Source organism: Streptomyces griseofuscus (genome assembly GCF_014673495.1).
Lineage (GTDB): Bacteria > Actinomycetota > Actinomycetes > Streptomycetales > Streptomycetaceae > Streptomyces > Streptomyces murinus.
Map to the genome: position 1 here is coordinate 8,167,045 of NZ_CP051006.1, position 26,488 is coordinate 8,193,532.

Sequence of the window (26,488 nt, forward strand, 5' to 3'; positions counted from 1 at the left end):
GACCGCGATGGCGTAGCGGAGGCGTGGTACACGGACCGGTGTACGACCCATGTGAACGGCACACCGTGCCCGGCGCCCGTGATGCCGGAGGAGCCAGCGGGAAGGGGAGAGGAAAAGGCAGGAAGGCCGAGGTGACGCTCGATCGGATCGGATTGGCCGAGGTGCTGGCCGCGGCGGAGAAAGCCGCGCCGATGGCTTCGCTGGACGTGGTCGCGCTTCCGGCTGGTGATCGAGACGCCGGCCGATCGCGCGTTCGCGGGGACCGTGACGGTCGGCGAGACCGACAACCGCGCGGGGCGATTCAAGACGGGCATCGCCGTCACCCGCGATCACCGCCGCAAGGGCTGTGCGGCCGAGGCAACCGAGCTCCTGCTCACCTACATGTTCGCCGAACAGCGCCACCACAAGTGCGAAGTCGAGATCCACGCCTTCAACGACGCCTCCCTCGCGCTCTACCGCAAACTGGGCTTCTCCGAAGAGGGCCGACTGCGCCAACACGAGTTCCTGGCCGGGGACTTCCACGACGTGGTGCTGCTCGGCCCCACCGCCCCTGAGCACTGGGCCGCCCACCCGCGCCCGTCACTGCGATGACCTGCTGCCCGGCCCGCCAGACGACCTGCTCCAACAGCCCGCCCGGCCCCGGACCGATCCGTACGACGCGCCTCTCAAGCGGTACACACGTCCTTGTGACTGCTCAGGCGATGCCCAGGCGTTCGGTCAGTTCGGTGAGGGCTTGGCCGAGGGGTAGGGCCACGTGGGCGTGAGCGAGGGCGTCGCCGCGGGTCGGGCCGAGGTTGATGATGGAGACGGGCTTGCCGTCCTTGGCGGCGCGTCGCACGAATCGCAGGCCCGACAGGACGGCCAAGGACGACCCGAGGACAAGGAGGGAGTCGGCCGCGTCGATCAGGTCGAAGCAGCGCTGCGTGCGAGGCTTGGGCACGTTCTCGCCGAAGAAGACGACGTACGGCTTGAGCACACCGCCACACCGCGCGCACGGTACGACGCGGAACGTGCGCACGATGTCGTCCGGCAGCTCGATGTCGCCGTCGGGGTTGACCCGGAGCCCGGCAGCGTCCTGCGCCGCGAGGAACTCCCCGTTGGCCGCGAGCAGCCGTGCGTCGAGTTCGTCGCGCGGTCCGATCGTCCCGCAGTCGAGGCATACGACCCGGTCCAGACTGCCGTGCAGGGCGACGGCGTCCGCCGTCCCGGCCGCCTGGTGCAGCCCGTCCACGTTCTGGGTGATCACGGCATCGACGTACCCGGCGGCGCGCAGCGCCTGCACGGCCTGGTGCCCGGCGTTGGGCCGGGCCTTCGCGACGGCACGGCGCCCGACATAGCCGCGGGCCCAGTAGCGGCGCCGGTTCTCCTCGTCCGAGACGAAGTCCTGGTAGGTCATGGGGGAGTGCCGCCGATGCCGCCCGGTCACCCCCCGGTAGTCGGGGATACCGGACTCGGTGGAGATTCCGGCCCCGGTCAGCACCGCCACCCCACCGGCGGCCAGTTGCCCGGCGATCTCGTCCATCCCGCCGGCGGGACGTATACCGGTGTCGGGTACGGGGCCGACGATCGGACGCATGCGCATAGCAGCAGCTTAGGACGGCGCCGGGCGCACCGCGCCCCCGATGGGGAAGCGGGCGGGTCAGGACGGCGATCGCGCGGCGGAGGATCACGGGGGTCCGCTGGAACCTCGATCACACCGACCCGTACGGCGAGTCCGCCATCTGGAACGACAGCGAGTACGCCGGGAAACGGTACGTCCGCGCGGTCCACGCGGCCGGCGAGGAACCGCGCCGGCCGGACGCGGGCCGTTCAGGAGAGGGGAACCGCCGTGCCCGTCACCTCGATGCCGCTGGACGGATCCGCGGGGATCCCCACCGTCAGGAGGCTGGGGCGGCCCAGGTCCACGCCCTGGTGGATGGTCAGCACGGTGGGCGGCGCGACGAGCCCGTTGCCGCGGAGGTACCCGCCGAGGGCCGCGGCCGCCGCGCCGGTGGCCGGGTCCTCGACGACGCCGCCCGGCGGAAAGGGGTTGCGGGCGTGGAAGACGGTCTCCGACTCGCGGTACACGAGGGCGATCGTCGTCCAACCCCGGCGCGCCATCAGGGCGTTGAGCGCGGGCATGTCGTAATCGAGGTCGGCCAGCCGGGCCCGGTCGGCGGTGGCGATGACCGGATGCCAGGCACCGGCGTAGGCGACCTGCGGCGGCAGGGCCGGGTCGAGGTCGGCCGCGGACCAGCGCAGGGCGGCGAGGAGTTCGGCGAGGTCGGCGTCGGAGAGGTCCGTCGTACGGGGCTCCACGCTGACCAGCGTGGCCGTCACCGAACCGTCCGGGGCGGTGGAGGTGGTCACGGGGACGGGCCCCGCCTCGGTGTGCAGCAGCAGACGGCCGACGCCGTGCCGGGAGGCGTGCGCGACGGCCGTCGCGATGGTGGCGTGGCCGCAGAACGGGACCTCTGCCTGAGGGCTGAAGTACCGGATGTCGAGCGACCCGTCGGGCCGCGCGACAGTGAACGCCGTTTCCGAGTAGCCGATTTCGGCCGCCGTGGCGGCCATCGTCGCCTCGTCGATCCCGGCGGCGTCCAGCACCACGCCCGCCGGGTTCCCGCCCAGGGGGTCGCTGCTGAAGGCCACGTAGCGCAGGATGTCCATCGGGCGAACGTAGACGCTCCGTCATCGGGTCGTCAAAGGTGTCCTCACCTGACCCGCAGTTGCCCGGCGAACGCCCGCGCGGCGGCCAGGTCCCCGGTGTGCGGACGCTGCTTGTTGATACCGCCGACGAGCTTGAACGGCGTCCATGTGTCGAACGCCCGGCACGAGAAGCTCCCGTCCACCTCGAAGCCCTTGCCTTCCAGGAGTCGGACCAGGGGACGGGTGAAGGACATCAGCGGGATCTCCGGGAGCCCACTGGTGGCGAACACGAACGCCCGGCCCCGCCCGGTGGGAAGCGCCCTGACGAAGGACATCAGGGCGGGATGGAGCCTGCCGTGGAAGACGCCCGATCCGAATCCCACCAGGTCGGCGTCGGCCAGCTCCGTCGGGTCGGCCTCCTCGGGGGAGACGACCCTCGCGCCCAGCACCTGGGCCATGCTGTCGGCGACGCGACGCGTATTGCCGTGCGACACGGAGGTGCACACGATGACGGTCCTCATCCTCACGATCCCTTCTCTCGCTTCCAGTGGAAAGGACCGGCGCGGCGGCGTCGGATGTGACATCCCGCGAGTGTGACGGCTCCCACACCGCGGGCACGAACCGCGTCCCGGACCGACCTATCGGGCCTCCGGTGTGCGGTCGTACGCGGCGAGGACGGCCGCGAGCATGCCCGGGAAACGCGCGTCGAGTTCGGCGGCGCGCAGTGCGGTGAGCCGTCGATTGGCCTCTTCGCGCTGATGGATGAGGCCGGCCTCGCGAAGCACCTTGAAGTGGTGGCTGAGGGTGGAGGGGGCGACATCCACGGGAAAGGTGCCGCAGGCGCGCTCGGGCTCGGTGCTGAGCGTGTGCACGATGGTCATCCGGGTGGGGTCGGAGAGCGCGTGCAACACGTCGAACAGGTCGATCTCCTCGGGCTCGGGGTGTGTGAGGGCTGCTCGGCGGCTGGTGCGTGCCATGGGCGGGCTCCATGTTCGACATTCATCGAAGTTCGACATTCATCGAATAAGTGTGGTGTCATGAGCATCGTTCGTCATTCGACGTTCGTAGAACATCGTACTGGGTTCGTACTGGGGGGAGTTCGGTATGCGCGCACTGGTCATGACCGCACCGGGTGGGTCGGAGAACTCGGAGATCCGGGAGATCGCGGAGCCCCGGCCCGGAGCCGGTCAGGTGTCCGTGGCGGTGACCTACGCGGGGCTCAACTTCGTTGATGTGATGGCCCGTCGGGGTGACGCGGGCTATGTCCCGGCCTGGCCGTACCTGCCCGGCAAGGAGGTGGCGGGCACGGTACGCGCGATCGGCGAGGGGGTCGCGGGGCTTGCCGTCGGCGACCGGGTGGTGGCCGCCCCCGTGGGCGGGGGACTGGCCGAGGTCGTTGTCGCCGAGGCGGCCCTCACGGTGCCGGTCCCGCCCGGAGCCGACCTACGGCAGGCCGGCGCCGTACCCCTGGGGCTCACCACGGCCATGCTGCTGCTCACCGACGCGGGCCGCTTCACCGCGGGGGACACCGTGCTCGTGCACTCGGCCTCCGGCGGGATCGGCACCGCGATCGCCCGGTTGGTCCCCGCGCTGGGCGGCGGCCGGCTGATCGGCACGGTGGGCCGTCCCACGAAGGCGGAGGAAGCACTGAAGGCCGGTTACGACGCCGTCTTCCCTCGGGGCGAGGCGCTGCGCGAGGCGGTTCTCGGCGCCACGGACGGCCGGGGCGTCGATCTCGTCCTCGACCCCTTGGGCACCGAGGCTCTGGGGCTCGACCTCGATGTCACCGCGCCCGGCGGACGGATCGTGCTCTTCGGCAACGCGGGCGGCGGCACCATCGACGCCCTCCCACCGGCGGGCCGGCTGCTCGCCGGGAATCTCACCCTCACCGGCTTCAGCCACAAGGGCCTGGCGGCGGGCGCCCCGGCCAAGGTCGCGCGGGCGATCCGCCGGGTGCTGGACCTGCTCGCCGACGGCCGCCTCGACCTGCCGGTCACCGAGATCCCCGGACTGGCGGAAGTCCCGGCCGCGCATGACCTCATGGCCGAGGGCGCAGGGGCCGGGAAGTACGTCGTTCGAGTGGGGTGAGCGGGGGCAGGACATGCCTCGTCGGTGATGAGCACCCGCGCCCCGCTGTCGACGAGCAGGCGGGCCAGCTCCTCCTCCGAACTCCCCGGGTCCAGGGGCACGCCGATGCCGCTCGCGCGGGTGATGGCGAGCAGGCTCTCGACCGTCTCGACACGGTTGCCGAGCAGCACGGCCACCCGGTCACCGCGCGCCACACCGAGCCCGACCAGGTGACCGGCCAGCCGTGCGGTCCGCTCTTCCGGCTCCCGGTAGGTCAGGCGCCTGAACCGGTCCTGGAAACAGACCTTGTCCCCGAGGCGACGAGCGTGATCCCCGAGCAGCTCCGGCAGCGGCTTGAGGACATCGGCGTGCGTGACCACCGGGTGGCCCCCCTTGAGATGACCCGTCGTTGAGGACGGCCGCGCGATCGACCTGGTTGCCCGCGGAGCTCTGCGATCGGGGGACCCCGTGTCGTGGGCCATGGCGAAGCCTCGTTCGCGCAGGGCCTCACGAACACGGGGCCGGAAGGGAGTTGGTGCGGGCCCGGTGTCAGGAGAAGACGACGGACCGCACGAGGAGTCGGTCACCGGCTCCCGCGCCGGGACGCAGGGTGTAGTAGACGTCACCCTCGCAGTCGGGGCCGAGGAAGACGGTGGCGGTGGCGTCCGTGCGGTTCTTGGGTGCCCGGCCTGCCGATCCCGGCTCGGAACCGGGGCCATGCAGATTGAGGCATTCACCGCTGGCGGGGTTGTTCAGGAAGCCGACGGCTTCGTATCCCTCGGCGGTGGTGTACGAGTAGCGGAACTGGCCGGTCGCCGCCGATGCCGAACCCGGCGCGGCCAGCAGCAGAACAAGGGCACTACAGGCAGCGCCGAGGGCCGCCGTGAGGGAGCGAGCAGACACTGGGATCTCTCTTTCGGATGCTGAATCGGTCAATGCCAGCGATGCCCTGAAAACAGTTGGATAGGCGCTTTGTCCCTCGAATGGGTTGCTGGAACAGATCGTGGAACTCGCGGTACCCGCGGCGGGGTTCGCGGAGATTCGGGACCGCTTCCCCGAGTACGCGTTTGACGCGGTGGGTTCGGGAAAGATCTGGGCGGACGCCGGAGCCGACGAACTCGCGGCCACGCACCAGACATGGCTAGCCGGTGAGTGGCCAGTTCCTGCTGGACGTCTTCCGCGAGCCGCATGACGGCGGGACGTGGATCTGACGACGGGACCAGAGCCTGCGGCTGCCGTACGACGCGATCATCGAGCGGACCGCGGACGGGATCCCCCATCTGATTCCCGAACTGATCCTGCTGTTCAAGGCGAAGGCGACCCGCCCCAAGGACCAGGCGGACTTCGAGGGGATCCTCCCGCTGCTGAGCCAGGCGCGGCGCGACGTTCTCCGCGCGTGGCTCGCGCGTGCGCGTCCCGGACATGGCTGGACGGCGGAACTGGCGGTCAGCTGAGGTAGTCCGCGCGTCCTTCGTCGTCGAGTTCGAAGGGGCCCTCGGGGATGACGCAGAATTCATTGCCCTCAGGATCCGCCATCACCAGAAAACCGCCATCGGTGTACTCATTCAGCCTGCGTCCGCCGAGGCTCTCGATTCGTCGCTGCTCGGCGGCGGGGTCGGCTGAACCGACGTCGACGTGCATACGGTTCTTGCCGACCTTGGGCCCGGAGATCTGCTGGAAACCCAGCCCCAGATCGTTCTCGCGCCGCAGCCATACGTAGGGACCCGTACGGCCCACGATCGGCCTGCCGAGCAATGCGGACCAGAACGCGGCAAGCCGCTCCGGGTCGATGGCGTCGACGATGAGTGCGTTGATCCTGATGGTTGAGTTCGACATGCGGTGATCCTCGCAGGGGGCCTGGTGCACATCCACCCCGCCGGTCAGCCGGTCTGACCACCTGTTAGCGTGCGCGGATGGAGGATCTCGGAGAGATAGCGTGGCCGCCCGAGCCGATCAGAACCGAGAGGCTCGTGCTCCGTGAGCCCGAACCCCGGGACCGTACGGCGTTCGTCGAACTGCTCGCCTCACCAGAGGTGCACACCTACCTCGGCGGCCCCCGCCCGCGTGACGAGATCGAGCGCGAGATGCCCGAGACGCCCGAGCGATGGCCCGGAAACCTCGTCGTCGATCTCGACGGATCGATGATCGGCCAGATCCTGCTCAGACGAGCGACGAGGCACAGCCGACCGGCCGCCGTGGGGAAGGCCGACCTCGGCTATATGTTCCTGCCGCGGGCATGGGGTCTCGGGTACGGCGTCGAGGCGTGCACGGCGGCACTCGGCTGGCTCGAAGACGCGCTTCCCGGCGAGCCGGTGGTACTCACCACCCAGAGCGCCAACGTCGGCTCGATGCGGCTCGCGGCCAAGCTGGGATTCACCGAGGTGGAGCGGTTCGAGGCCTGGGGCGCCGAGCAATGGCTCGGCATGCGCTCCCCGGCCACGCCGTCGAGTTGAGGCGGAGTACGCGACATTGCACCTCAGCGCCTGATCACGCGGCGAGTGGACGTCCGCCCAGCGTCGCCGCCCGGCGAAAGAGGAGGGATGGTCCCCGGAGCGCCGGAGGCGATGGCGCCGGAACCGGCACCGACCGCAGCCGGAGCAGCCACCCCAGCGGCGACCGATCCTCAGGCGGCGGCCTCCCGCACGGCCCCCGGCAGGAGGGCCACGTCGGCAGTTCGGCCGTCATGGAACATCGAGGCCAGCTGCCGGTCCTGCACCCGCGCCCCACGCACCTCAAGCCGTTCCCGGCCCCCGGGCAGCGCCCCGAGGACCCGGTACCGGAAGGTGTTGCTCGCCAGAGCGAGCAGCAGCGCCCAGGGGAACCGGCGTCGCAGCCCAAGGTCGCGCATGCCGTCCCTCCCCATGAACGCGCTGAGGATGCTCGCCTGCCGGGCCCGCTCGTAGCGCTGGTGGAGCCGCTCGACGGCGGCACCGCGGTGCCCGAAGCCGCGTTCGGCCTGGGCGTCCAGAGTCAGCCGGGCCAGGTCCCGGCCGGCCTGGGTCTGGCCGCCGGCGGCCAGCAGGATGTGGTAGTTCCAGCGGTGCCGTACGTCCTCGACATCGGTCAGCCAGTCCGGCGAGACACCCATCAGCCAGCCGACGTACCGCCACAGATGCATGAGGTCGTCGCGCTGCGCACGGGTCAGCCGTACTCCGAGGCCGAGGCAGCCGATGATCACGGTGCTGTCGAAGAGCCCGAGGGTGGCCGCCTGGTCGGCCTGGTTGATCGGACGGCCCCAGCGCTCGGTGTCCCAGCGGGGTTCGAACCGGTCGTTGATCAGGGCGTGCATGGCGCGCACATGGACCGTGAGGCGCCAGCCCTCCGCACCGGGGCGCAGGCCCCCTGCCCGGGTGACGGCATGGGACCACTTGGTCGTCTCGCCCAGGCGCCGCAGAGTCGTCCCGTCCGACAGGGCACCGGTCAGTACGAGCAGGTCGGCCGGGCCGCCGAAGCGATAGCCGCCGATCAGGGAGAGCAGGGTGAGCACATCGCCGCTGTTGCGGCCCAGGAAACGGTACGCCGCGGCTCCGCGCTCGACCCGGTCCCAGTCCACCCACTCGGGGACGGTCCTCGCCTGTTCGAGAAACTTCCGCAACGCGGGCGGCAGCTCGCGGGACACGTCCGGCGTGCGCAGAGCCCGGCCGATCTGCGCGTGCGTGACCCGGCCCGGATCTCCGGCCGGCAGCCGCATCGCCGCGGCGAGGTCGGCGCCCAGCGCGTCCCGCTGGAGGAGAGCGTCGCCCACCCGTTCCATAAGGGCCTCGTCGACCTCTTTGCCGATGTCGGTGAAGAGGAAGAGCGCACGGGCGATCTTGCGGCCGCGTGCCTCGGCCTCCCGGAAGCGGCGGGGGAAGCGGGCGCCGTCACGGACCTCGCTGCTCTGCGTCATACATCCGTTGTAACGCGAATATTCGTTCGCATACAATCCGCGTTTTCCGGAAGGAACCGCGCCAGGAGCGGGCAAGGGCCGGGCGCCACGCGGGAGCCGAGCGGGTCCATGCCCCACGCGGCTGGACAGGTCCGGTTCACGCCGGTCCACGCGGCGCACTGCGCGCACTCACGCGCGCCCCGCAGGAACCCCGCACGCTCTACCAGCGCCCACGGGCGGCGGAAATGATGAGCGCACCGCACATGAACCAGGTGATCCGCACCCCCTGACCCTCGGTCAGGCGGCCCTGCGGCGGAAGGAGCTCATGGTGTTGCTTCTCATCTCCCCGGACGGCGTCGAGGAGGCCCTCGACTGTGCGAAGGCGGCGGAACACCTCGACATCGTCGACGTCAAGAAGCCCGACGAGGGCTCGCTCGGCGCCAACTTCCCCTGGGTCATCAGGGAGATCCGCGACGCGGTACCGGCCGACAAACCGGTGTCCGCCACCGTGGGGGACGTACCGTACAAGCCCGGCACGGTGGCCCAGGCGGCGCTCGGCGCGGTCGTCTCCGGTGCCACGTACATCAAGGTCGGCCTCTACGGATGCACGACACCCGAGCAGGGCATCGAGGTCATGCGCGGGGTCGTACGGGCCGTGAAGGACCACCGCCCCGACGCGCTCGTCGTCGCCTCCGGCTACGCGGACGCGCACCGCATCGGCTGCGTCAACCCGCTCGCCGTACCCGACATCGCCGCCCGCTCCGGCGCCGACGCGGCCATGCTCGACACCGCGATCAAGGACGGGACACGGCTGTTCGACCATGTTCCGCCGGACGTCTGCGCAGAGTTCGTCCGGCTGGCCCATGAATCCGGTCGGCTCGCCGCGCTCGCGGGCAGCGTCAAACAGGCCGACCTCGGCCCGCTGACCCGTATCGGCACGGACATCGTGGGCGTGCGCGGAGCGGTCTGCGAGGGTGGCGACCGCAATGCGGGAAGGATTCAGCCGCATCTGGTGGCCGCCTTCCGGGCCGAGATGGACCGGCAGGCCCAGGAGCACGCGGTCGGCGTCCCCGCCGTGAACTGACCGCCGGTATGCCGACAACCGAGCCCGACCGCGTCCCCGGCCGCCGGGACGCGCGCTTCGCCGTCGTGAATCCGGCGACCGGGGAGCCCTTCGATCAGGCCCCCGACCAGCAGCCGGACGAGTTGGACGCCGTGGTCGACCGGTCCCACCGGGCCTGGCGCGACTGGCGTGCCGACCCGGCCGCCCGCACCACCGCCCTGCGCGGGGCGGCCGACGCCGTGGAGACGGCCGGCGAGGAACTCGCCCGGCTGCTCACCCGGGAACAGGGAAAACCTCTGACCGAGTCGTACGCCGAGATCGCCCGTACGGCGGCCCGCCTGCGCTACTTCGCCGACCTGGCCCCCAGGACCCGACGCATCACCGACGGCCGGCCCGTGCACAGCGAGGTCCGCTGGCGGCCCCTTGGACCCGTCGCCGCGATCGTGCCGTGGAACTTCCCGCTCCAGCTTGCGGCGGCGAAGTTCGCACCCGCGCTGGCGGCGGGCAACACCGTCGTCCTCAAACCGTCACCGTTCACGCCCCTCGCCACCCGACTGCTCGGCTCCGTCCTCGCCACCGCACTGCCCGAGGACGTCCTGACCGTCGTCACCGGCCGAGAACCCCTCGGCGCCCGCCTCGCCTCCCACCCGCGCATCCGCCATGTCACCTTCACCGGCTCGGTACCCACCGGGCGGGCCGTCGCCCGAGCGGCCGGGGCCTCGCTCGCCCGGGTCACCCTGGAACTGGGCGGCAACGACGCCGCCGTGCTGCTGGACGACATCGACGTGGACCGGATCGCGGACCGGCTGTTCTGGGCCGCGTTCCGCAACTGCGGTCAGGTCTGCATGGCGGTCAAACGCGTCTACGCCCCGGCCCGGCTGCACGCCGAGGTCGTCGAAGCACTCGCCCAGCGCGCGAAGTCCGTCGCCGTCGGGCCCGGTCTCGACCCGGACACCCGGCTGGGCCCGGTCAACAACGCCCCCCAGCTGGCTCGGGTCGAACAGATCACCGAACAGGCCCTGGCGGACGGCGCCCGGGCCGCGGCCGGCGGCCAACGCCTGGACGGGCCGGGCTACTTCTTCGCCCCCACGATCCTCACCGATGTCCCGCCCGACAGCGCGGTGGTGACCGAGGAACAGTTCGGACCGGTCCTGCCGGTCCTTCCGTACCGAAGCCTCGACGAAGCCGTGGACGCGGCCAACGGCACCGGCTTCGGACTGGGCGGCTCCGTATGGGGCACCGATCTCGACCGGGCCGAGGCGGTCGCCGACCGCCTCGAATGCGGCACCGCCTGGATCAACCACCATGCCGAACTGTCCCTCGCCCAGCCCTTCGCGGGCATCAAGAACAGCGGCGTCGGCGTGGCGGGCGGACCGTGGGGGCTCTACGGCAACCTCCGCCCGTTCGTCGTCCACCGCCCGCGGGAGGAATGACGATGCGGTTCCAGGCGGCCGTACTGCGCTCGTACGAGAACCCCTTCACGATCGAGGAGGTGACCCTGCGCACGGAGCCCGCCGACGGCGAGATCCTGGTCGAGATCGCGGGCTGCGGGATGTGCCGTACCGATCTCGCGGTACGGCGATCGGCCGGCCGCAGCCCGCTGCCCGCGGTGCTCGGCCACGAAGGGGCCGGGGTCGTGGTGCGGACGGGCGGCGGCCCGGACACCGCGATCGGCGTCGGTGATCACGTCGTACTGAGCTTCGACTCCTGCGGGCACTGCCGCAACTGCCGTGGCGCGGCCCCCGCCTACTGCGATTCCTTCGCCTCCCTCAACCTCTTCGGCGGACGCAAGGAGGACCTGCCGCGGCTCACCGACGCGGCCGGGGGAGCGCTGGCCCCCCGCTGGTTCGGCCAGTCCTCGTTCGCCCAGTACGCGCTCGTCCCCGCCCGCAATGCCGTACGAGTGGACCCCGCGCTGCCTCTCGAACTGCTCGGGCCGCTCGGTTGCGGCTTCCTCACCGGCGCCGGAGCCGTGCTGAACACCTTCGGCGCGGGACCCGGTGACACCCTCGCGGTCTTCGGCGCCGGAGCGGTGGGACTGGCCGCGGTGATGGCGGCCACCGCCGCCGGCACGCTGACCATGGCCGTCGACCGGCACCCCCGACGGCTGGCCCTGGCCGAACGGCTCGGCGCGATCCCGCTGCCCGCCGAAGCGGCCGGACTGCCCGAGCGGATCCGGCGACTGACCGACGGCGGCGCGCAGTACGCGCTCGACACCACGGCCTCGCCCCCGCTCATCAACGACGCACTCCGCGCACTGCGCCCCACCGGCACCCTCGGTCTGGTGGCACGCCTCCCCACCACGCTGCCGCTCGAACCCGGCACCCTGGACCGAGGGCGCGCCGTCCGCCACATCTGCGAAGGAGACGCCGTACCGGGACTCCTGATACCCCGGCTGACCGGGCTGTGGCAGGCCGGACACTTCCCCTTCGACCAACTGATCCGCACCTACCCCCTGTCCGACATCAACAGGGCCGAACGCGACTGCGAGGAGGGCCGCGTGGTCAAACCCGTCCTGCTCCCGGAGGGAAGAAGCCGATGAGTGAGGCGTACGGCAGCGCGGCACCACCGCATCATCCGACAGACAGGCCCCTCGCAGTTCCCACTTCCGCCAACGGAGGAAACATGGTCGGTACGGCGCCGCAGCACACGGACGGGGAAGGCGTGGACGGGGGAGTGGGCCTGACCGCCCTCCTGGTCGCCGCGGCACGGGCGATCGAGACCCACCGCCACGACAGCCTGGCCCAGGACATCTACGCGGAACCCTTCGTGCGCGCCGCCCCAGCGTGCGCGGACTGGCCGGTGCGCATCCAGCAGGTCCCGGAGGGGGACGACGATCCGCTGTGGGGGCGGTTCGCCCGCTACTTCGGACTGCGCACCAGGGTCCTCGACGACTTCCTCCTCCGGTCGGTCCGTACGAGCGCCCGCCAAGTGGTGCTGCTGGGCGCGGGGTTGGACACGCGTGCCTTCCGGCTGGACTGGCCGTCCGACTGCGTGGTCTTCGAGATCGACCGGGCGGGCGTGCTGGAGTTCAAGCACCAGGTGCTCACGGATCTGTCGGCCACGCCGAGGGCGAAGCGGGTCCCCGTGCCGGTCGATCTGCGCGACGACTGGGTCACCGCGCTGTCCACCGCCGGCTTCGACCCGACCGTACCGAGCGTCTGGCTGGCCGAGGGGCTGCTCTTCTACCTGCCGAGCCCCGCCGAGACCTCCCTCATCGACATGGTGGACCGGCTGAGCGTGGCGGGCAGCGCCCTGGCCTACGAGGCCAAGCTGGAGAAGGACCTGCTCCAGTACCGCGACAGCGCGATCTACACGGCGACGCGCGAACAGATCGGCATCGACCTGCTCCACCTCTTCGACAAGGGGCCCCGCCCCGACTCGGTGGGCCACCTGTCGGCCAAGGGCTGGTCCACCTCGGTCCACACCCCCTTCGAATTCACCCACCGACACGGCCGCGGCCCGCTCCCCGAGCCGAACGACGCGCTGGAGGGAAACAGGTGGGTGTTCGCGGACAAGGCCCGGCTCTGACCCCAGTCGGCCGGGCGTGGGCGGCGACGGCGACCTGGCCGGGACCGACCGCGCCGCCTCGCCGGGATGCGCGAGGGCGCCGGGGCCCTCAGGACGACCTCGATCACCAGGGCGCCGACTTGGGCCCGCGGTGGCGGAGCGGGACATGGGCAAGCCGGGCGGGGCCGCGGGCGCGGTCATGGCGGCGGTACGGGCTGGAGCGGTGTCGGTGTGGCTCATGTGCGGGTCCCGGTCTGTTCGCCGGCCGCGTCCGCGGTGACCTGGTAGGACAGCAACTGCTGGAACATACCGGCCTGTTGGGACAGCTCCTGGTAGGTCCCCTGCTGGGCGATCCTGCCCTCGTCGAGGACGACGATCCGATCGGCCACGGCCACATTGGTGATCCGGTGCGTGACCAGCAGCACCACGCGGTCCTGGGCCAGATCGCGCAGACGCCGGAAGATGCGGTACTCGGCGCGGGGGTCGAGATTCGCGGTCGGTTCATCGAGGACCAGCAGCCCGGCCTCGCGGAAGAAGGCCCTGGCCAACGCGATGCGCTGCCATTGGCCGCCGCTGAGTTCCTCGCCGTTGAGCCACTCGCGCGCCAGCAGGGTGTCCAGACCGAAGGCGAGTTGGTCGACCACCTCGTCCGCGCCGGCGGCCTCGCACGCCTCCCGTACCGCGGCATCACCGCGCGCCGTGGGCTGCCCCAGGTTCACGTTCTCGCGCACGGTCAGCGGCCAGTGCGCGTAGTCCTGCGGCACCAGGGCCACCTGCCGCCACAGATCTTGCGGATCGGCCTCGCCGACGGGCTTCCCGTCCCACAAAACCTCCCCGGCCGTGGGCAGGTTCAGACCGCTGATCAGCTTGGACAGCGTCGACTTCCCCGAGCCGTTGAAGCCGACCAGGGCGGTGACCTCTCCGCGGCGCAGGGTCAGTGAGACATCGGACAGGGCATCGCGGTCCTTGCCCGCGTAGCGGTGGGTGACCGCCTTGACCTCGATGGTCCTCGGCGGCTCGGGACGGTGCGAGCCCCGGCGCATGCGGAAGCCGCCCGCCCGCTCCAGGAAGTCGCTCCAGTCGTCCATGTACAGCCCCGTACGCACGGCCCGCGCACCGATCGCCACCAGACCGCGCACCGACTGGCCGACCATCTGGAGGGCGAAAACGGCCGTCCCCGCGTGACCGACGCTGATCCGCCCGTCGGCCAGCAGCAGCACGACCGCCGCCCACACGACGGCGGACCCCAGCCCGCCGCACAACGCGCCGACGAGGGACATACGGGCGCCCTTGTCGGCCGCGGTCCGGTCCTCGCGGTTGATCCGGGCGACCGTCTCCCGGTACCGGCCGGACAGGAACGGCGCCATGGTGCCGGCGCGGATCTGGTCGGCGGCGTCCCTGTTGTAGATGTGCCAGCGCAGCACCGACAACATGCGCAGGTCGCCGTTGCTGCGCAGATTCGCCAGGTATCGCACCCGCGCGGCACTGATCTGGGCCAGGGCCTGTGGCAGGCTCGCCGCGATGAGGAGCGGCAGGAGCAGCCAGTTCACCCCGGCCAGCACGAGCGCTCCGGCGACGAAGGAGGCGGCCGAGGCGATCAGGTCCTGCCCCTCGTCGATCAGGTCCCCGGTGACCTGCGCTCCACGGTCGGCCGCCTCACGGGCACGGTTGAACTCGGGGTCGTCGTAGGCGCACAACTCGACCGCCGCGCAGCCGAGAAGCAGCTGCTGCTCGGCCTCGCGTGACATCAGCGGGCCGAGCCGGGAGGACAGCCAGCTGACGGTGATGCCGAGCAGCGCGCGGGCACCGGCGGCACCGGCCAGCAGGGCGACGGACGGCCATGCCTGAAGCAGGCGGTCGAAGACGTCATCGCTGGTGAGCAGCGCGGTGAGGGTGCCGCTGATGGCGACCAGGCCGAGGGCCTGCATGACGCCGGCGGTGGCCTGGCACAGCAGGAGGCCGATGGTCGCCGGTCGGTCGACCTGCCAGGCCAGAGCCAATGAGCGGCGCACCAACTGCGGCAGCCGCCGGCCCATGTCACGCAGCCGGATCGACCGGCCGGCCGCTTCACGGCTGCCGGTCAGGTCGACGTACCGCATCCGCGGCTCGCCGCCGGACTCCGGCGGGGGCGGGGTCTCCCGCTCCTCCGGGCTGACGGGCTCCGGCGTCGGGGCGGTGCGCGGCTCGGGCACGCGGTCGGCTGATTCATCGGTGGCCCTGCTCATGCTTCCCACCTCGTATCCGGACATGCCGCACGGACGGACTCGACGGCGCGCCGGGCCCGCGTCGCTGTGAGGGCGAGCGGGCCGGGCATGGCTGGAGCGGGCGGAAGGACGGTGTGAGGATTGGGCAAGCGGTCCATGGTGGCCTCCGGAAACGGGAACGGGTCACCGGGATCAACGACAAGGGCACCTGTCTCGAACACACGTTTTTCGGACGTGGTGGAAATCCCGGCGCCAGGCGAATAGGCGTTCGTGCCGGATACATCGACCCTTGCCGGGGCGAGCCGGTCGGCGAACTCCGGGGTGGCCGAAACGCCGATGGTGGTCACACAGGCCGTCGTACGACCCACTCGGTCCCGTCCGCATGGGCGGAAGACGGCCGCCGCGGACGGTGACGCGGGGCATAAAAGCGGCGTGAGGTCGATCACGACCTGGTGGGGGGTGGGATCCACGGCCTTCGGAATACCGGCCGGCGGACGGGGATTCGCGCAGCCAGGCAACGCGTCTACGGCGCCGCGTACGACGAGGATCTCAGCGGTGTCCGAGCGGACGGCGCCCCATTTCCGTGAAGTACCGCGGCGTCTTCTCGTCCCCATCCATGTCGGCGACGGGGTCGGGGACCGACCTTCCGGACGGGTACGCGGGCCGCGGTTGCGGACTCGGCGTAATCGGTCACCGTTCCGCCGTCGGGCACGGCCGAGTGCGCACAGCCCTTAGACTCGGCGCCCGTACCAGTCATGATCACTACGGGAAGGGACCCCATGTTTCAGGACGCTCCGATCTACCACCAACTTGTCGCGGAGCGTGGCGATGTACCTGCGCGCGTCCGGGACGCCGCGACGAGCATATTGCGTGAACTCGAACACGTGATGGGCGGAATGGCGTTGCCCGCTCTCTCGACAAGCCCGCTGCCGATGCGGCAGCCTGACGCCTCTGCGCGAGCCGCGCTTCAGCTGCCCAGGTCGTAGACCGCTGCCGGGACGGGGGTGTTACGGGGCGGATTCCTGTGTGCCGCACACAGGAACCGTGATCACGGGGCCGATCGCAGCGTCTGCCCGTGGGGCCGAAGCGCCGTGGGGACGCCCCCTCCCCGACCGGACCTCCGCCGTCGGCGCCTGGTGAGCTCGGCCACCGTGCGCCAGAGCCGGACGAAGCCCCGCCGCGCGATCTCCTGGCATTCGGCGTCTTCCAGCGCCCCCGAGCCGTCGGCGGAACTGCGCGGAGCGGCCTCGGTCGCCCGGAAAGCGCGCTCGACGGCCGCCAGGAACAGGGCCCGCTTGCTGGGGAGCAGACGGAACAGGTAGCCCTGCGGGATTCCGGCGCCCTGCGCGATCGCCGTCGTCGACGCGCGGTCCTGTCCACAGCGACCGAGCTGCGTCACGGCGGCCCGTAGTACCGCTTCTCGCCGCTGATCCGCGTTCTGCCTCGCCATGGCCACCCTTCTCATCCATCCCGTAGGTGCCCCGCCCGGACAGTGCCTAGAGCCGGGCCACGACGAGCGCCACGTCGTCGCGGCCGCCGCCGGCCACTCCGAGGCGGGCCAGGACGGTGTCGGCCACCTGTTCGGGACCTAGGTGTGCTGTCCCGGGACGTTGGTGACACGCGTGCTGGGTGCTTGAACAGGTGAGGGCCTTCTGGGTTCGGTGTGAATTGCGACATCTGCACCAACGCCCAGGAGGCCCTCGTGTCCCACCGTAATGCCCCGCTGACTCCGACCGGCAGGCTGCGTCTGGCCCGGTGTGTCGTGGACGACGGCTGGCCGCTGCGGCAGGCCGCGGAACGCTTCCAGGTCAGCCATACGACCGCCGCCCGCTGGGCGAACCGCTACCGGCAACTGGGCGAGGCCGCAATGCACGACCGCTCCAGCCGCCCGCACAACAGCCCGCGCCAGACTCCTGCCGCGGTCGAGCTGCAAGTCGTGCGGCTTCGGCGCCAGCACCGGATCGGGCCGGTGCGGCTGGCCGCCCGAGCCGGTGTCGCCGCTTCCACCGCCCACCGCATCCTGGCCCGGCACGGCCTGCCCGCCCTGGCCGCCACGGACCGGGCCACCGGCGAGCCCATCCGCCGCTACGAACGCTCCCGGCCCGGCGAACTGGTCCACATCGACGTCAAGAAACTCGGCCGCATCCCCGACGGCGGCGGCCACAAAGTCCTCGGCCGGGCGGCCGGCAGCCCGAACAAGGACCGCCGCAACGGAGCCGGCTACGCCTACCTGCACACCGCCCTGGACGACCACACCCGCCTCGCCTACACCGAAGACCTGCCCGACGAAACCGCCGCCACCTGCGCCGGCTTCCTGCGGCGAGCAGTCGCCTGGTTCGCCGAATGCGGCATGACCGTCGAACGCGTCCTGACCGACAACGCCTGGGCCTACACCAAGAACACCTGGCGCGACACCTGCCGCGACCTGGGTATCAGCCCCCGCTGGACCCGGCCCTGGCGCCCGCAGACCAACGGCAAGGTCGAACGCTTCCACCGCACCCTGCTCGACGAATGGGCCTACCACCGGCCCTACACCTCAGACGCCGAACGACAGGCCGCGTTTCCCGACTGGCTCGACTGGTACAACTACCACCGACCCCACACCGGCATCAGCGGCCAACCACCCGCCAGCCGCGTCACCAACCTGTCCGAACAGCACACCTAGGCGGCTGCACTCGGACAGGGTGTCGATCAGGCGGTTCAGGCCGGTGTCGATGTCCTCGTCACGGCGTTCGATGAGCCCGTCGGTGTACAGCACCAGGGTGTCGCCCGGCTTGTAGTGGAGGCTGGCCTGCGGGCGGGGCACATGCTGCGGCCGGGCGCCCAGCGGTGGGTCGGTCGCCTGGTCCAGCAGCTCGGTGCGGCCGTCGGTGTGCACCAGGATCGGGGGCAGGTGTCCGGCGCTGCTGTAGGTGATCAGCTGGCTCCGCCGGTCGATGATGGCCTCTCCCGCGGTCGTGCCCAGCGCATCTTCGATCGACCGGGCGTACAGGCCCAGCACCTCCAGAGCCTGCGCGGGGCGCGCGAGGGCGCGTACGGCCGCCGACAGGGCGCTGCGCAGCATGCCCATGACCGCGGCGGCCCGCAGGCCATGGCCGATGACATCGCCGACGGCCAGCGCCAGCTGGTCCGGGGGGATGTCGACGACGTCGTACCAGTCGCCGCACACATTCAGCGAACCGACCGCCGGCTGGTAGCGCACCACCACGTCCTGGGAGTGATGTGCCAGGTCGGGAGTGTGCAGCATGGCCTCCTGCAAGGTGACGGCGACCTCGCGCTCGCGGGTGTGGGCCTGGCGCAGTTCCTCGTTCAGCCGCTGAAGCTCCCGCGCTCGCGCGTACAGCTCCGCCTCCAGCGACTCGGCTGCCTCCAGCTTCTCGCCCACCCGGACGCCTGCGGGGCGGGTCGCCTGATGGGCCTTGACGAACGCGGTGACGTCCTCGCCCCGGTGGATGATCCACGCCACCTGTCCGTCCGGGCCGAGGACGGGGGTGTTCACCAGGGACCACCAGCGTTCCTCGAAGATGCCGGGGCGGTGCGGGACGGGGATGTCGTACTTCTCGAGCGGCATCGTGTCCGGCCTTCGGGTGGCCAGCACCCGGCGCAGGGAGGCGTTCATGTTCCCCACCCCGTCGGCGTCCGGATCACCGGCGTTGTCGGGGAACGCCTGCGAGATGTGCCGGCCCACCAGGTCGTCCCGCGTCCGGCCGGTGGTCTCCAGGTAGGCGCGATTGACGTCCACGATCACCAGATCCGGGCCCAGCACCAGACAAGGGGTCGGGACGGCCGCGAACAGGGCCGCGTGATCCACTTCTGCCGCCATCTCGCCGCTCCTCGTACCCGCTGCCGCCGGTGCCCTGCCCCCAACCTAGGCCGCGACCGCCGGGTCCGCCCGGTCGGCCTCACCCGCTCGGCCGCTGTCTCCGTCCCGGGTGCCCCTTCGTGGGCGCGAGGCCGCCTGCGCCGGAGCTCAGCACGACGCGTTGTAGTCCGGCTCGGGGCGGGTGGGAAGGGACCACGGGGACCAGGTGCCGCCGGCGGAGCGTGTGCGGTGCCAGGGGTTGCCGTCGGTGCCGGTGACGACGATCGAGAACACCCAGCCGCCGTCGCTCGCGTCCCAGATGGAGATCCCGCTCCGCGTGACGCCGCCCATCGACTCCCAGCCGTACCAACTGCCGTCGGGCAGACTCCAGTTCGTCCACGCCGCGCGGTCGGTGCCGATGACGAACGCCTGCTCCGTGCCGTTCGGGAGCGGCTCGGACGTCACCGGTGCAGCCGCAGTTGTAGGTCTTGCCCATGAGCTTGCAGGTGTCGGCCTGGGCCGGCGCGGCGGCGATGCCGGGTCCGCGTACGACAGTTCCGCCTGTGCTTCCGCATCGTCCGGCACCACTCGACCGTGATCGACTTCCGCTGCCCGGTGAAGGAGAACCAGCCCCGGACACCGCCGCGGACCGGAACCTCGACCCACGTGCGGCTACTTCTGCCTGTGCTCCGTCCAGCCCTTGTCCAGCAGGTCGAAGACCCGGTCGAGGGCGGTGCCGGGATCCTTCGAGCCGCGGACGAGGACGGGTGCCTCCAGGGCGAAGTGGGCCAGGGCGCGGCAGCTCGGGTCGTCCGCGGGCAGCCCGGCGTCGTCGGCGATCGCCGCGGCCAGGGCGTGCTCGTGTCGTAGCCACATCCGGCGGGCGTACTCGCGCAGGGCCGGGGTGGTGTCGACCAGGCGCAGGAAGTCGTCGAAGCGGGGGTCGTCGTGGACCCGCCGGGAGTGCTCGCCCAGCAGCAGCCGGTGCAGGGCCCGCGGTACGGACTGGCCGGCGGGGCGCTCGCGGACGGCCGCGACCAGGGCCGCCTCGCGGTCCACGTCCTGGTCGAAGACCAGCGCCTCCTTGCCGTCGGGGAAGTGCTTGAAGAGCGTCGTCACCGAGACGTCGGCCGCGTCGGCGATCTCGCGCACCCCGACCTCGTCGTACCCCCGCTCGGAGAACAGCCGCAGCGCGGCGTCCGCGAGGGCCTGGCGGGTGGCTGCCTTCTTGCGCTCTCGGCGCCCCATCTCGGTCACCAGGTCACCTTATCGCGATCGTGGAGCGAATTAGAAAGTTAAGCTGTTACGCTTTTTTAGCGGTTGCACCCAGCTGGGTGCTGTCGCGACTCGTTCGCGACCCGTGCCACCCGAGGGAAAGTCCCGATGACGAACAGCACACCCCGAAGCACACCCCGGATCTGCGTGATCGGCGGGGGCCCCGCCGGTCTGACCTGCGCCCGCGTCCTGCAAGGACACGGCATCGAGGTCACGGTGTACGACGCCGACGAGGCCGTGGACTCCCGCGATCCCGGCGGCACGCTCGACCTGCACGCCGACTCCGGACAGATCGCCCTTGAGGACGCCGGGCTGCTCGACGCCTTCTTGGCGCGGGCCCGGCCGGAGGGGCAGGCCAAGACCCGCCGCGACCACCACGGCGCGGTCCTGGCGGAGTTCACCCCGAGCCCCGGCGACGAGGCCGCGCCGGAGATCGACCGCGGCCGGCTGCGCCGTATGCTCTTCGACCACCTGAGGCCCGGCACCGTTCGCTGGGGCCACCGGCTGGTCCGTGTGAACCCGCTCGGCGACGGCGGACACCTCCTGGAGTTCGCCGACGGCACCACCGCGCCGGCCGACCTGGTGATCGGCGCCGACGGGGCGTGGTCGAAGGTCCGCCCCCTGGTCAGCGACGCCGCCCCGCGGCACCTCGGGGTCTGCTTCCTGGACGCCCGGTTCGACGAGGTCGACGCACGTCACCCCGAGGTCGCCGCGATCGTCGGCGCCGGCCATCTGTTCTCCAACGACAACGACGGCCGCGCGGTGATCCTCCAGCGCAACGGCGACGGCGTGGTCCGCGGCTACATCGCGTTCCGCGCCGCACCGGACTGGCACATCGCGGCCGGTGTGGACCTCACCGACCGAGAGAGCATCCGCGCCCATCTCCTACGGGAGTTCGGCCACTGGTCGCCGGCCATGCGCACGCTGATCGCCCGCAACGACGGCGACTACGTGCCCCGGTCCTTCTGGGCGCTGCCCGCCCCGCTCACCTGGGACCATGTCCCCGGAGTCACACTGATCGGGGACGCGGCCCATCTGATGGCACCCTTCGGCGGCCACGGCGCCAACCTCGCGATGCTGGACGGCGCGGAACTGGCGCACGCCGTCAGCCGTGCGGTCGGACCCGAACCGGCGGCCGCTCTCGACGAGGCGGTCGCCCGTTACGAGTCGGCCATGTTCGCTCGCTCCGGAGAGCTGGCCGCGAGCTCCAACGATGCCCTGGTACGGTTCTTCGCCACCACCGACGAGCCGGATCTGCCGCCGGACCACGAGCAGGAGCACCGGGACTACCTCGCCCGGGCGGAGGCGTACCGGCGGGAGCGGGCCCGGGACAGGGGCGAGCGGGCCGAGGCGTAGCACGCGTCCGGCGGATCATGGGCCGACCCAGAGCCGGACCGAGGCTGGGGTCGGCCGGTGCCCTGATCGTATTGACCGGCCCCGGCGGGCAGTGGTGGAGTCGGCACGTGGAGAGCATCCCCGCCAACCGGCGGCTCTGGAACCGGATCAGTGGCGCCTATCAGCATGAGCACGACCCGCGCATCGGCGCCGCACCGCGGCTGTGGGGCATGTACTCCATCCCCGACGCGCACCTGCACGCCCTGGGCGACGTCACCGGCAAGCGTGTCCTCGAACTCGGCTGCGGCGCCGGTCAGTGGTCCAGGGCGCTCGCCGCCGAGGGCGCCACCGTGGTCGGGCTCGACCTGTCCGAGGCCCAACTCGCCGCGGCCGCCCGCGCGATGGGAACGGTCCGCCCTCCGCTGGTGCAAGGCGCCGCCGAACAACTCCCGTTCGCCGCCGACAGCTTCGACCTGGTGTTCTGCGACTTCGGCGGGCTCAGCTGGGCGCCCCCGCACCTGGCCGTCCCGCAGGCCGCACGCGTCTTGCGCCCAGGCGGGCGCCTGGTGTTCAACGTCGCCAGCCCGTGGTTCGAGGCGTGCTACGACGAAGCCGCAGCCCGCGTGACCACGACGCTGCGGCAGGACTACTTCGGGCTGAACACCATCGCCGAAGGCGACGGCGCGACCAGCTATCAACTCACCTACGGCGACTGGGTCAAGGTCCTGCGTGGCGCGGGTCTCGTCATCGACGACCTCATCGAGCCGCGGCCCGAACTCGGAACACCCAACGGCTACAACGAAACCGACCCACCCGACTGGGCACACCGCTGGCCGGCCGAACTGCTCTGGGTGACCCACAAGCCGTAACTCACGGGGTGGTCGTCAGCCGACCTCTGCCTCTGCGATCAGTGCGTCAAGTGCCGTGCGCAGCCCGGACAGTTCGGCCGGGGTGGGGTCGGCCGGTTCGGGTGCCACAAGTGCGGCGGGGTTCAGCACGGGGGTGGTGTCCGCGGGGGCGGGTGCGTCCGTGGCACGGGCGAGGAGCGGGGTCAAGTCGGGCGGCGCGGTGGTCGGCCCAGCTGTCCGCGAAGCCGAACCAGAGCAGGATCCGCCGGTCGTGGTCCACGAGTGCGGCACCTTCGCACCACACGTCGTCGAGCCATTCCTCGATCTTCCGCTGGGCGCGGAAACAGCGCGTCGCCGCGGCGGGACCGGGCAGCAGATCGTCGACCACCCGGCCTGCGGCCCAGTGCGAGAAGTACCGCTGCCAGGCGCCGTTCTCCACCACCACGTACTGCGCTCGTGCTCCCATGACCGGCGAGGCTAGCGCCGCCGGGCGATGGGCGACGAACGCTTTTCAGGTGGCCGACCCGGGCTCCTCCTCACATCCGGGACGGCTTCTCCGCGTTGAAGAGCCAGGTGTCGAAAAGCCCGGTCAGGTCCTTCCCGGACGTGGTCTCGCACAGGGCGACGAACTGCCGGGTGTCGGCGTTGCCGTGTCGGTGCCGGCGCGTCCAGGTGCGGAGTATGTCGAAGAAGACCTCGTCGCCGACGGCCTCGCGCACCTTGTGTACGACCATGGCGCCGCGGCCGTAGACGGGCGGGTCGGAAACGCGCCCACCGCTGGGCGGTTCGGCGGGCGGGAAGGCCCAGATGCCCTCGGCCTCGTCGTCCGTGCCGTCGTAGAAGTCCGCGAAGATCTCGTCTGCGCTCCTGCCGCCCCGCTTCTCCTCCCACAGCCACTCCGCGTAGGTGGCCATGCCCTCGCTGAGCCACATGTCCTTCCACGACCTCGGGGTCACGGAGTCGCCGAACCACTGGTGCGCCAACTCGTGGACGAGCAGGGTCTCGTCCGGAGCCCCGGCGAAGTAGGGCTTGGTCTGGGTCTCCAGGGCGTAGCCGAGTTCGGGAAGGTGGTCGACGACGGCGCCGGTCGAGGAGAAGGGGTAGGGACCGAAGAGTTCGCCGGCCCAGTCGACGATCTCGGGCACCAAGTGCGGCACGGCCCGGGCGCCTTCGGACTCGTCGGGGTCGACGGCGACGTAGACCGGCAGGCGGTCGCGTGTCCGGCTCTCGTGGATCTCGAAGTAGCCGACGGAGACATGGGCGAGATAGCTCGCCATGGGTTCCGCGGTGCGCCAGTGCCGTGTCACCGTCTCGCCCTTGTCCTTCTCCGCGACCAGCTCCCCATTGCTCACCGCGTCGTAGAAGTCGCCGTCCTCGTCCTTGGGGACGGTGACCGATATGTCGAACGTGGCTTTGTCCGACGGGTGATGGTTGCCCGGGAACCAGGTCATGGAGCCGGTCGGCTGACCCAGGGCGGTCGAGCCGTCATCGGTCTCGATCCAGCCTTCCAGACCTCCGTCGTCGCCTTTGAGCGTTCGCGGGGTGCCGTCGTACGTGACGACTGCCTCGAAGATCTCGTCGTTCTTCAATGCCTTCGCCGGGGTGACGACCAACTCGTCGCCCGAACGGGAGAATCGGGCTTTCGACCCCTGCACCGTCGCGGTGCGTACCCGCAGGCCCGACAGGTCCAGGTCGAAGCGGCTCAGATTCTGGGTGGCCCGTGCCGTGATGACCGCCGTGCCCTTCAGATGGTTGGTCTCCGGTGTGTAATCCAGCGTCAGCCCGTAATGTGTCACGTCGTAGCCGCCATTGCCGAGCGTCGGGAAGAGCCGGTCACCCACTCCGGCGGCGCCGGGCTTCGCGGCCGCGGCAATACCGCCCCCCGGCGCGGAACCGGCGCAGGACGTCGTCATGGCCAGAATCAGCACCGCCGGCGGAGCCCAGCCGGACAGGGAACGCCGGGGCCGGCGGGCAGGTGCTGTGCGAGGTTTCATCCCGTTTCTCCCGTCGACTGCGGCACGCGAGATGTCAGAAGCTCCGCATCGCCCCACGGTTGCCTCAAGGTTGGTAAAAATCCAGCGGGTTGCCGATGGAGGCACCTGCGGTGTCGCCGAATTCTCGTGGAGTTGCCCGGCCTTTCGCGTTCGGTATTCGACGCGCGGGCCTTCAACTCGCTGTGATCCAGGTCACCATGACGCTCTCTGGTGATGCGCTTTAAACATCAAGTACCGTCGGCGTCGAATTTCCGCGGCATCGTAAAGCAATTTCAGTCAACAGGGCGAACACATACGCGCCCTGACGTGGGATCAGGCGGTCCCACGCGGCTCCCTCCTCCGGGACGGGGAACGACTAGGAGGAGCGCGACGATGGTCAGGTCCAAGACGGCGGTGGCGCTGGCGGCCGGCACCCTGCTGCTGTCCACCCCGGCGTGGCTGCCCCGTACGGTCGTCGCCCTGCGCATGAAGGTCTTCGCCCGGGTCAACGGCGACGAGGGCGTCACCTTCCCGGGCGCCACCGTCGGCGCCGACCGCTTCCAGGAGGTCTACGGCCACCCGGCGGCAAACGGCCGGAGCAAAGGCGCCGCCCTGTCCGACCTGTTCTGGTACTGGCTCGCCCCCGGCGCCGATGTCCATCAGGAACACCTGGAGGCCGGGCCCCGTTACGACGAGGTCGCCCGGTGCACCCTCGCCTTCCTCTCGGGGCCCTCCGAGACGCTGTACACGCGCGCGGCCCGGCACACCGCGTCCGTTCTCGACACCGCGGCCACCGGACGGGTCACCCTCGTCCGCCTGCGGGATCTGATGATGCCGGTGTGGGCGGAGTTCTTCCACGGCCTGGTCTTCGACGAGCCCTGCCCGGCGCATGTGCGACGGCTGATCGTGGACAACGCCGAGGACGTGGTCAACGCCCTCAAATGCACCCGCCCCCGCCACCTGCGCCGCCGTCACCGCCTGACCGCCTACCTGCTGCGCAGGCTCGCCGACGACGGCCCGAGCACCCGGCGACCCCTGCCGACCGGGCTGACCCGCCGTCAGCAGGGGTACTACTTACAGGGAACCTTCTTCAACACGGCCGTCGTCCAGATGTCGGAGGCCATGGCCCATCTGCTTCTGGCACTCGCCCAGCATCACGGCGTACAGCGCCGGTTGGCCGAGCACCCGGACGACGACCGGTACCTCTCCCACGTCCTCGACGAGACCTTCCGGCTCTACCCGCTCTTCGGAATCGCCCACCGCGTCGCCACCGACGACATCGCCCTGGACGGTCTCCCGGTCCTCCCCGCCGGATCCGTCCTGTGCTTCAGCTACCCCGAGTACCACGCGAGCGGATACCCGGATCCGGACGTCTTCGACCCGGAGCGCTGGGAGCGGATCTCGGCCAAGGACGCCCGTCACATCCCCTTCGGGATGGCCGCCAACCGCCCTTGTCCCGCCTGGCGTCTGGCCCCCCTGATCATGCGCGCCGCGACGCGCGAGGTCCTGACCCGCTTCGCACTCGACTCTCCCGTCACCCACACCCGGTCCATCCCCGACCGCGCCCCCTGTCTGCTGATCCGCCGGAACGCCCCGCTGTCACGCCCGCGGCTGTCCGCCCTGCGCGGCGCGCTGTGGACGCGGGGCCGCTTCGAGGACGTCGGACGCGGCCTCGCCCAACTCGGCTTCGGCACCTGGATGGTGCTGGACGCCCGCCGCACCCGGCCGGCCACCCGCCACTTCGCCTCCCACGACACCGAAGGGCGCCCCTTGCACCGGCCGGGCACATCGGTGAACGGCGCCCCTCGCCCGGGCTCCCGCAGCTGCCCGTACGCGGGCCCCACCCCCTGACGCGCACCCGAGGCCTCCGGCCCCGTCACGCACACCCCGAACCCGCCCCACATCCCTCGGTCCA

At 71.2% G+C, this 26,488-nt stretch carries 24 protein-coding genes and 4 pseudogenes; 12 read left to right on the forward strand and 16 right to left on the reverse strand.

What is annotated here, in order from left to right; translation table 11 throughout:
* Window positions 1–210 precede the first annotated feature (210 nt).
* Window positions 211–591: pseudogene (locus HEP81_RS37050) on the forward strand (GNAT family N-acetyltransferase); the annotation flags it as partial.
* Window positions 592–694: 103 nt separating this feature from the next.
* Here HEP81_RS37050 and HEP81_RS37055 read toward each other — a convergent pair.
* The 4 genes from HEP81_RS37055 to HEP81_RS37070 all read right to left on the reverse strand — a co-directional run bounded on the left by HEP81_RS37055 (window position 695) and on the right by HEP81_RS37070 (window position 3,605).
* Entirely contained in the window at window positions 695–1,582 is an 888-nt protein-coding gene (locus tag HEP81_RS37055) for an NAD-dependent protein deacetylase (protein WP_037661207.1), read from the reverse strand.
* Window positions 1,583–1,809: 227 nt separating this feature from the next.
* Window positions 1,810–2,649: a PhzF family phenazine biosynthesis protein gene (locus HEP81_RS37060; protein WP_037661205.1), complete on the reverse strand. Its 840-nt coding sequence runs from the start codon at window positions 2,647–2,649 to the stop codon at window positions 1,810–1,812.
* Window positions 2,650–2,693: 44 nt separating this feature from the next.
* Window positions 2,694–3,149, reverse strand: coding sequence for a flavodoxin family protein (locus HEP81_RS37065; protein ID WP_037661202.1), 456 nt, complete (start codon window positions 3,147–3,149; stop codon window positions 2,694–2,696).
* A 117-nt stretch (window positions 3,150–3,266) separates the two neighbouring features.
* Entirely contained in the window at window positions 3,267–3,605 is a 339-nt protein-coding gene (locus tag HEP81_RS37070) for an ArsR/SmtB family transcription factor (RefSeq protein ID WP_037661201.1), read from the reverse strand.
* A 127-nt stretch (window positions 3,606–3,732) separates the two neighbouring features.
* On the opposite strand from HEP81_RS37070, the gene HEP81_RS37075 reads away from it, so the two are divergent.
* Window positions 3,733–4,716 carry a quinone oxidoreductase family protein gene (locus HEP81_RS37075; RefSeq protein WP_037661199.1) on the forward strand — a complete coding sequence of 328 codons (984 nt, stop codon included), beginning with the start codon at window positions 3,733–3,735 and terminating at the stop codon, window positions 4,714–4,716.
* 23 nt (window positions 4,717–4,739) lie between these two features.
* Here the strand turns inward: HEP81_RS37075 and HEP81_RS42805 are convergent.
* Window positions 4,740–5,177, reverse strand: a pseudogene (locus tag HEP81_RS42805) (AMP-binding protein); the annotation flags it as partial.
* Window positions 5,178–5,244: 67 nt separating this feature from the next.
* A complete protein-coding gene (locus HEP81_RS37085) occupies window positions 5,245–5,598 on the reverse strand; it encodes a hypothetical protein (RefSeq protein ID WP_037661196.1) in 354 nt (117 codons plus the stop codon).
* A gap of 85 nt (window positions 5,599–5,683) precedes the next feature.
* On the opposite strand from HEP81_RS37085, the pseudogene HEP81_RS41895 reads away from it, so the two are divergent.
* Window positions 5,684–6,149 (forward strand): annotated as a pseudogene (locus HEP81_RS41895) (hypothetical protein).
* On the opposite strand, the gene HEP81_RS37090 reads toward HEP81_RS41895, so the two are convergent.
* Window positions 6,142–6,531 carry a VOC family protein gene (locus HEP81_RS37090; protein ID WP_037661194.1) on the reverse strand — a complete coding sequence of 130 codons (390 nt, stop codon included), beginning with the start codon at window positions 6,529–6,531 and terminating at the stop codon, window positions 6,142–6,144. The pseudogene HEP81_RS41895 and the gene HEP81_RS37090 sit on opposite strands and share 8 nt — an antisense overlap.
* A gap of 77 nt (window positions 6,532–6,608) precedes the next feature.
* Between HEP81_RS37090 and HEP81_RS37095 the strand changes: the two genes are divergently transcribed.
* Window positions 6,609–7,148, forward strand: a complete 540-nt coding sequence (locus HEP81_RS37095) for a GNAT family N-acetyltransferase (RefSeq protein ID WP_078967619.1) — start codon at window positions 6,609–6,611, stop codon at window positions 7,146–7,148.
* Window positions 7,149–7,318: 170 nt separating this feature from the next.
* On the opposite strand, the gene HEP81_RS37100 is transcribed toward HEP81_RS37095, so the two are convergent.
* On the reverse strand, window positions 7,319–8,584 hold the full coding sequence (locus tag HEP81_RS37100) for an oxygenase MpaB family protein (RefSeq protein ID WP_037661189.1): 1,266 nt from the start codon (window positions 8,582–8,584) through the stop codon (window positions 7,319–7,321).
* Between the two features lie 307 nt (window positions 8,585–8,891).
* On the opposite strand from HEP81_RS37100, the gene HEP81_RS37105 reads away from it, so the two are divergent.
* The 4 genes from HEP81_RS37105 (at window position 8,892) to HEP81_RS37120 (ending at window position 13,157) form a co-directional block, all read left to right on the forward strand.
* Complete coding sequence (locus HEP81_RS37105; protein ID WP_037661338.1) at window positions 8,892–9,647, forward strand: (5-formylfuran-3-yl)methyl phosphate synthase; 756 nt, start codon at window positions 8,892–8,894, stop codon at window positions 9,645–9,647.
* Window positions 9,648–9,655: 8 nt separating this feature from the next.
* Complete coding sequence (locus HEP81_RS37110; protein WP_037661187.1) at window positions 9,656–11,059, forward strand: aldehyde dehydrogenase family protein; 1,404 nt, start codon at window positions 9,656–9,658, stop codon at window positions 11,057–11,059.
* Window positions 11,060–11,061: 2 nt separating this feature from the next.
* Entirely contained in the window at window positions 11,062–12,168 is a 1,107-nt protein-coding gene (locus HEP81_RS37115) for an NAD(P)-dependent alcohol dehydrogenase (RefSeq protein WP_037661185.1), read from the forward strand.
* Window positions 12,169–12,251: 83 nt separating this feature from the next.
* A complete protein-coding gene (locus tag HEP81_RS37120; RefSeq protein ID WP_037661183.1) occupies window positions 12,252–13,157 on the forward strand; it encodes a class I SAM-dependent methyltransferase in 906 nt (301 codons plus the stop codon).
* 215 nt (window positions 13,158–13,372) lie between these two features.
* On the opposite strand, the gene HEP81_RS37125 is transcribed toward HEP81_RS37120, so the two are convergent.
* From HEP81_RS37125 to HEP81_RS37135, 3 genes are all read right to left on the reverse strand, one after another.
* The gene (locus HEP81_RS37125; protein WP_037661337.1) at window positions 13,373–15,235 is read right to left on the reverse strand and encodes an ABC transporter ATP-binding protein; all 1,863 of its coding nucleotides are present in this window, start codon (window positions 15,233–15,235) and stop codon (window positions 13,373–13,375) included.
* Window positions 15,236–15,357: 122 nt separating this feature from the next.
* The gene (locus tag HEP81_RS37130) at window positions 15,358–15,687 is read right to left on the reverse strand and encodes a hypothetical protein (RefSeq protein ID WP_154823931.1); all 330 of its coding nucleotides are present in this window, start codon (window positions 15,685–15,687) and stop codon (window positions 15,358–15,360) included.
* Between the two features lie 701 nt (window positions 15,688–16,388).
* Entirely contained in the window at window positions 16,389–16,739 is a 351-nt protein-coding gene (locus HEP81_RS37135; RefSeq protein WP_157854552.1) for a TetR family transcriptional regulator, read from the reverse strand.
* A 303-nt stretch (window positions 16,740–17,042) separates the two neighbouring features.
* Here HEP81_RS37135 and HEP81_RS37140 point away from each other — a divergent pair, with 303 nt between their 5' ends.
* On the forward strand, window positions 17,043–18,005 hold the full coding sequence (locus tag HEP81_RS37140; RefSeq protein WP_190275998.1) for an IS481 family transposase: 963 nt from the start codon (window positions 17,043–17,045) through the stop codon (window positions 18,003–18,005).
* On the opposite strand, the pseudogene HEP81_RS37145 reads toward HEP81_RS37140, so the two are convergent.
* The 3 genes and pseudogenes from HEP81_RS37145 to HEP81_RS37155 all read right to left on the reverse strand — a co-directional run.
* Window positions 17,964–19,163: pseudogene (locus HEP81_RS37145) on the reverse strand (PP2C family protein-serine/threonine phosphatase); the annotation flags it as partial. The gene HEP81_RS37140 and the pseudogene HEP81_RS37145 sit on opposite strands and share 42 nt — an antisense overlap.
* Window positions 19,164–19,310: 147 nt before the next feature.
* Window positions 19,311–19,607 carry a DUF8189 domain-containing protein gene (locus tag HEP81_RS37150; RefSeq protein ID WP_037656857.1) on the reverse strand — a complete coding sequence of 99 codons (297 nt, stop codon included), beginning with the start codon at window positions 19,605–19,607 and terminating at the stop codon, window positions 19,311–19,313.
* 207 nt (window positions 19,608–19,814) lie between these two features.
* Window positions 19,815–20,390, reverse strand: a complete 576-nt coding sequence (locus HEP81_RS37155; RefSeq protein ID WP_172624469.1) for a TetR/AcrR family transcriptional regulator — start codon at window positions 20,388–20,390, stop codon at window positions 19,815–19,817.
* Window positions 20,391–20,525: 135 nt separating this feature from the next.
* Here HEP81_RS37155 and HEP81_RS37160 point away from each other — a divergent pair, with 135 nt between their 5' ends.
* Window positions 20,526–21,773 carry an FAD-dependent oxidoreductase gene (locus HEP81_RS37160; protein ID WP_037656852.1) on the forward strand — a complete coding sequence of 416 codons (1,248 nt, stop codon included), beginning with the start codon at window positions 20,526–20,528 and terminating at the stop codon, window positions 21,771–21,773.
* A gap of 107 nt (window positions 21,774–21,880) precedes the next feature.
* Window positions 21,881–22,621 (forward strand): class I SAM-dependent methyltransferase, encoded by a 741-nt coding sequence (locus HEP81_RS37165; RefSeq protein ID WP_037656851.1) that lies wholly within the window; start codon window positions 21,881–21,883, stop codon window positions 22,619–22,621.
* Window positions 22,622–22,667: 46 nt separating this feature from the next.
* Here HEP81_RS37165 and HEP81_RS37170 read toward each other — a convergent pair whose 3' ends face one another.
* Window positions 22,668–23,066, reverse strand: coding sequence for a hypothetical protein (locus HEP81_RS37170; RefSeq protein ID WP_157854453.1), 399 nt, complete (start codon window positions 23,064–23,066; stop codon window positions 22,668–22,670).
* A gap of 70 nt (window positions 23,067–23,136) precedes the next feature.
* The gene (locus HEP81_RS37175; RefSeq protein ID WP_243279723.1) at window positions 23,137–24,513 is read right to left on the reverse strand and encodes a M1 family metallopeptidase; all 1,377 of its coding nucleotides are present in this window, start codon (window positions 24,511–24,513) and stop codon (window positions 23,137–23,139) included.
* A 453-nt stretch (window positions 24,514–24,966) separates the two neighbouring features.
* On the opposite strand from HEP81_RS37175, the gene HEP81_RS37180 reads away from it, so the two are divergent.
* Window positions 24,967–26,424, forward strand: coding sequence for a cytochrome P450 (locus HEP81_RS37180; protein WP_037656847.1), 1,458 nt, complete (start codon window positions 24,967–24,969; stop codon window positions 26,422–26,424).
* Window positions 26,425–26,488: the final 64 nt, after the last annotated feature.

Bases quoted from the DNA above. Each gene is read 5' to 3' on its own strand.
- HEP81_RS37055 (WP_037661207.1), bottom strand. From the start codon at position 1,582: ATGCGCATGCGTCCGATCGTCGGCCCCGTACCCGACACCGGTATACGT.
- HEP81_RS37060 (WP_037661205.1), bottom strand. From the start codon at position 2,649: ATGGACATCCTGCGCTACGTGGCCTTCAGCAGCGACCCCCTGGGCGGG.
- HEP81_RS37065 (WP_037661202.1), bottom strand. From the start codon at position 3,149: ATGAGGACCGTCATCGTGTGCACCTCCGTGTCGCACGGCAATACGCGT.
- HEP81_RS37070 (WP_037661201.1), bottom strand. From the start codon at position 3,605: ATGGCACGCACCAGCCGCCGAGCAGCCCTCACACACCCCGAGCCCGAG.
- HEP81_RS37075 (WP_037661199.1), top strand. From the start codon at position 3,733: ATGCGCGCACTGGTCATGACCGCACCGGGTGGGTCGGAGAACTCGGAG.
- HEP81_RS37090 (WP_037661194.1), bottom strand. From the start codon at position 6,531: ATGTCGAACTCAACCATCAGGATCAACGCACTCATCGTCGACGCCATC.
- HEP81_RS37095 (WP_078967619.1), top strand. From the start codon at position 6,609: ATGGAGGATCTCGGAGAGATAGCGTGGCCGCCCGAGCCGATCAGAACC.
- HEP81_RS37100 (WP_037661189.1), bottom strand. From the start codon at position 8,584: ATGACGCAGAGCAGCGAGGTCCGTGACGGCGCCCGCTTCCCCCGCCGC.
- HEP81_RS37110 (WP_037661187.1), top strand. From the start codon at position 9,656: ATGCCGACAACCGAGCCCGACCGCGTCCCCGGCCGCCGGGACGCGCGC.
- HEP81_RS37115 (WP_037661185.1), top strand. From the start codon at position 11,062: ATGCGGTTCCAGGCGGCCGTACTGCGCTCGTACGAGAACCCCTTCACG.
- HEP81_RS37120 (WP_037661183.1), top strand. From the start codon at position 12,252: ATGGTCGGTACGGCGCCGCAGCACACGGACGGGGAAGGCGTGGACGGG.
- HEP81_RS37125 (WP_037661337.1), bottom strand. From the start codon at position 15,235: ATGCGGTACGTCGACCTGACCGGCAGCCGTGAAGCGGCCGGCCGGTCG.
- HEP81_RS37155 (WP_172624469.1), bottom strand. From the start codon at position 20,390: ATGGGGCGCCGAGAGCGCAAGAAGGCAGCCACCCGCCAGGCCCTCGCG.
- HEP81_RS37160 (WP_037656852.1), top strand. From the start codon at position 20,526: ATGACGAACAGCACACCCCGAAGCACACCCCGGATCTGCGTGATCGGC.
- HEP81_RS37170 (WP_157854453.1), bottom strand. From the start codon at position 23,066: ATGGGAGCACGAGCGCAGTACGTGGTGGTGGAGAACGGCGCCTGGCAG.
- HEP81_RS37175 (WP_243279723.1), bottom strand. From the start codon at position 24,513: ATGACGACGTCCTGCGCCGGTTCCGCGCCGGGGGGCGGTATTGCCGCG.
- HEP81_RS37180 (WP_037656847.1), top strand. From the start codon at position 24,967: ATGGTCAGGTCCAAGACGGCGGTGGCGCTGGCGGCCGGCACCCTGCTG.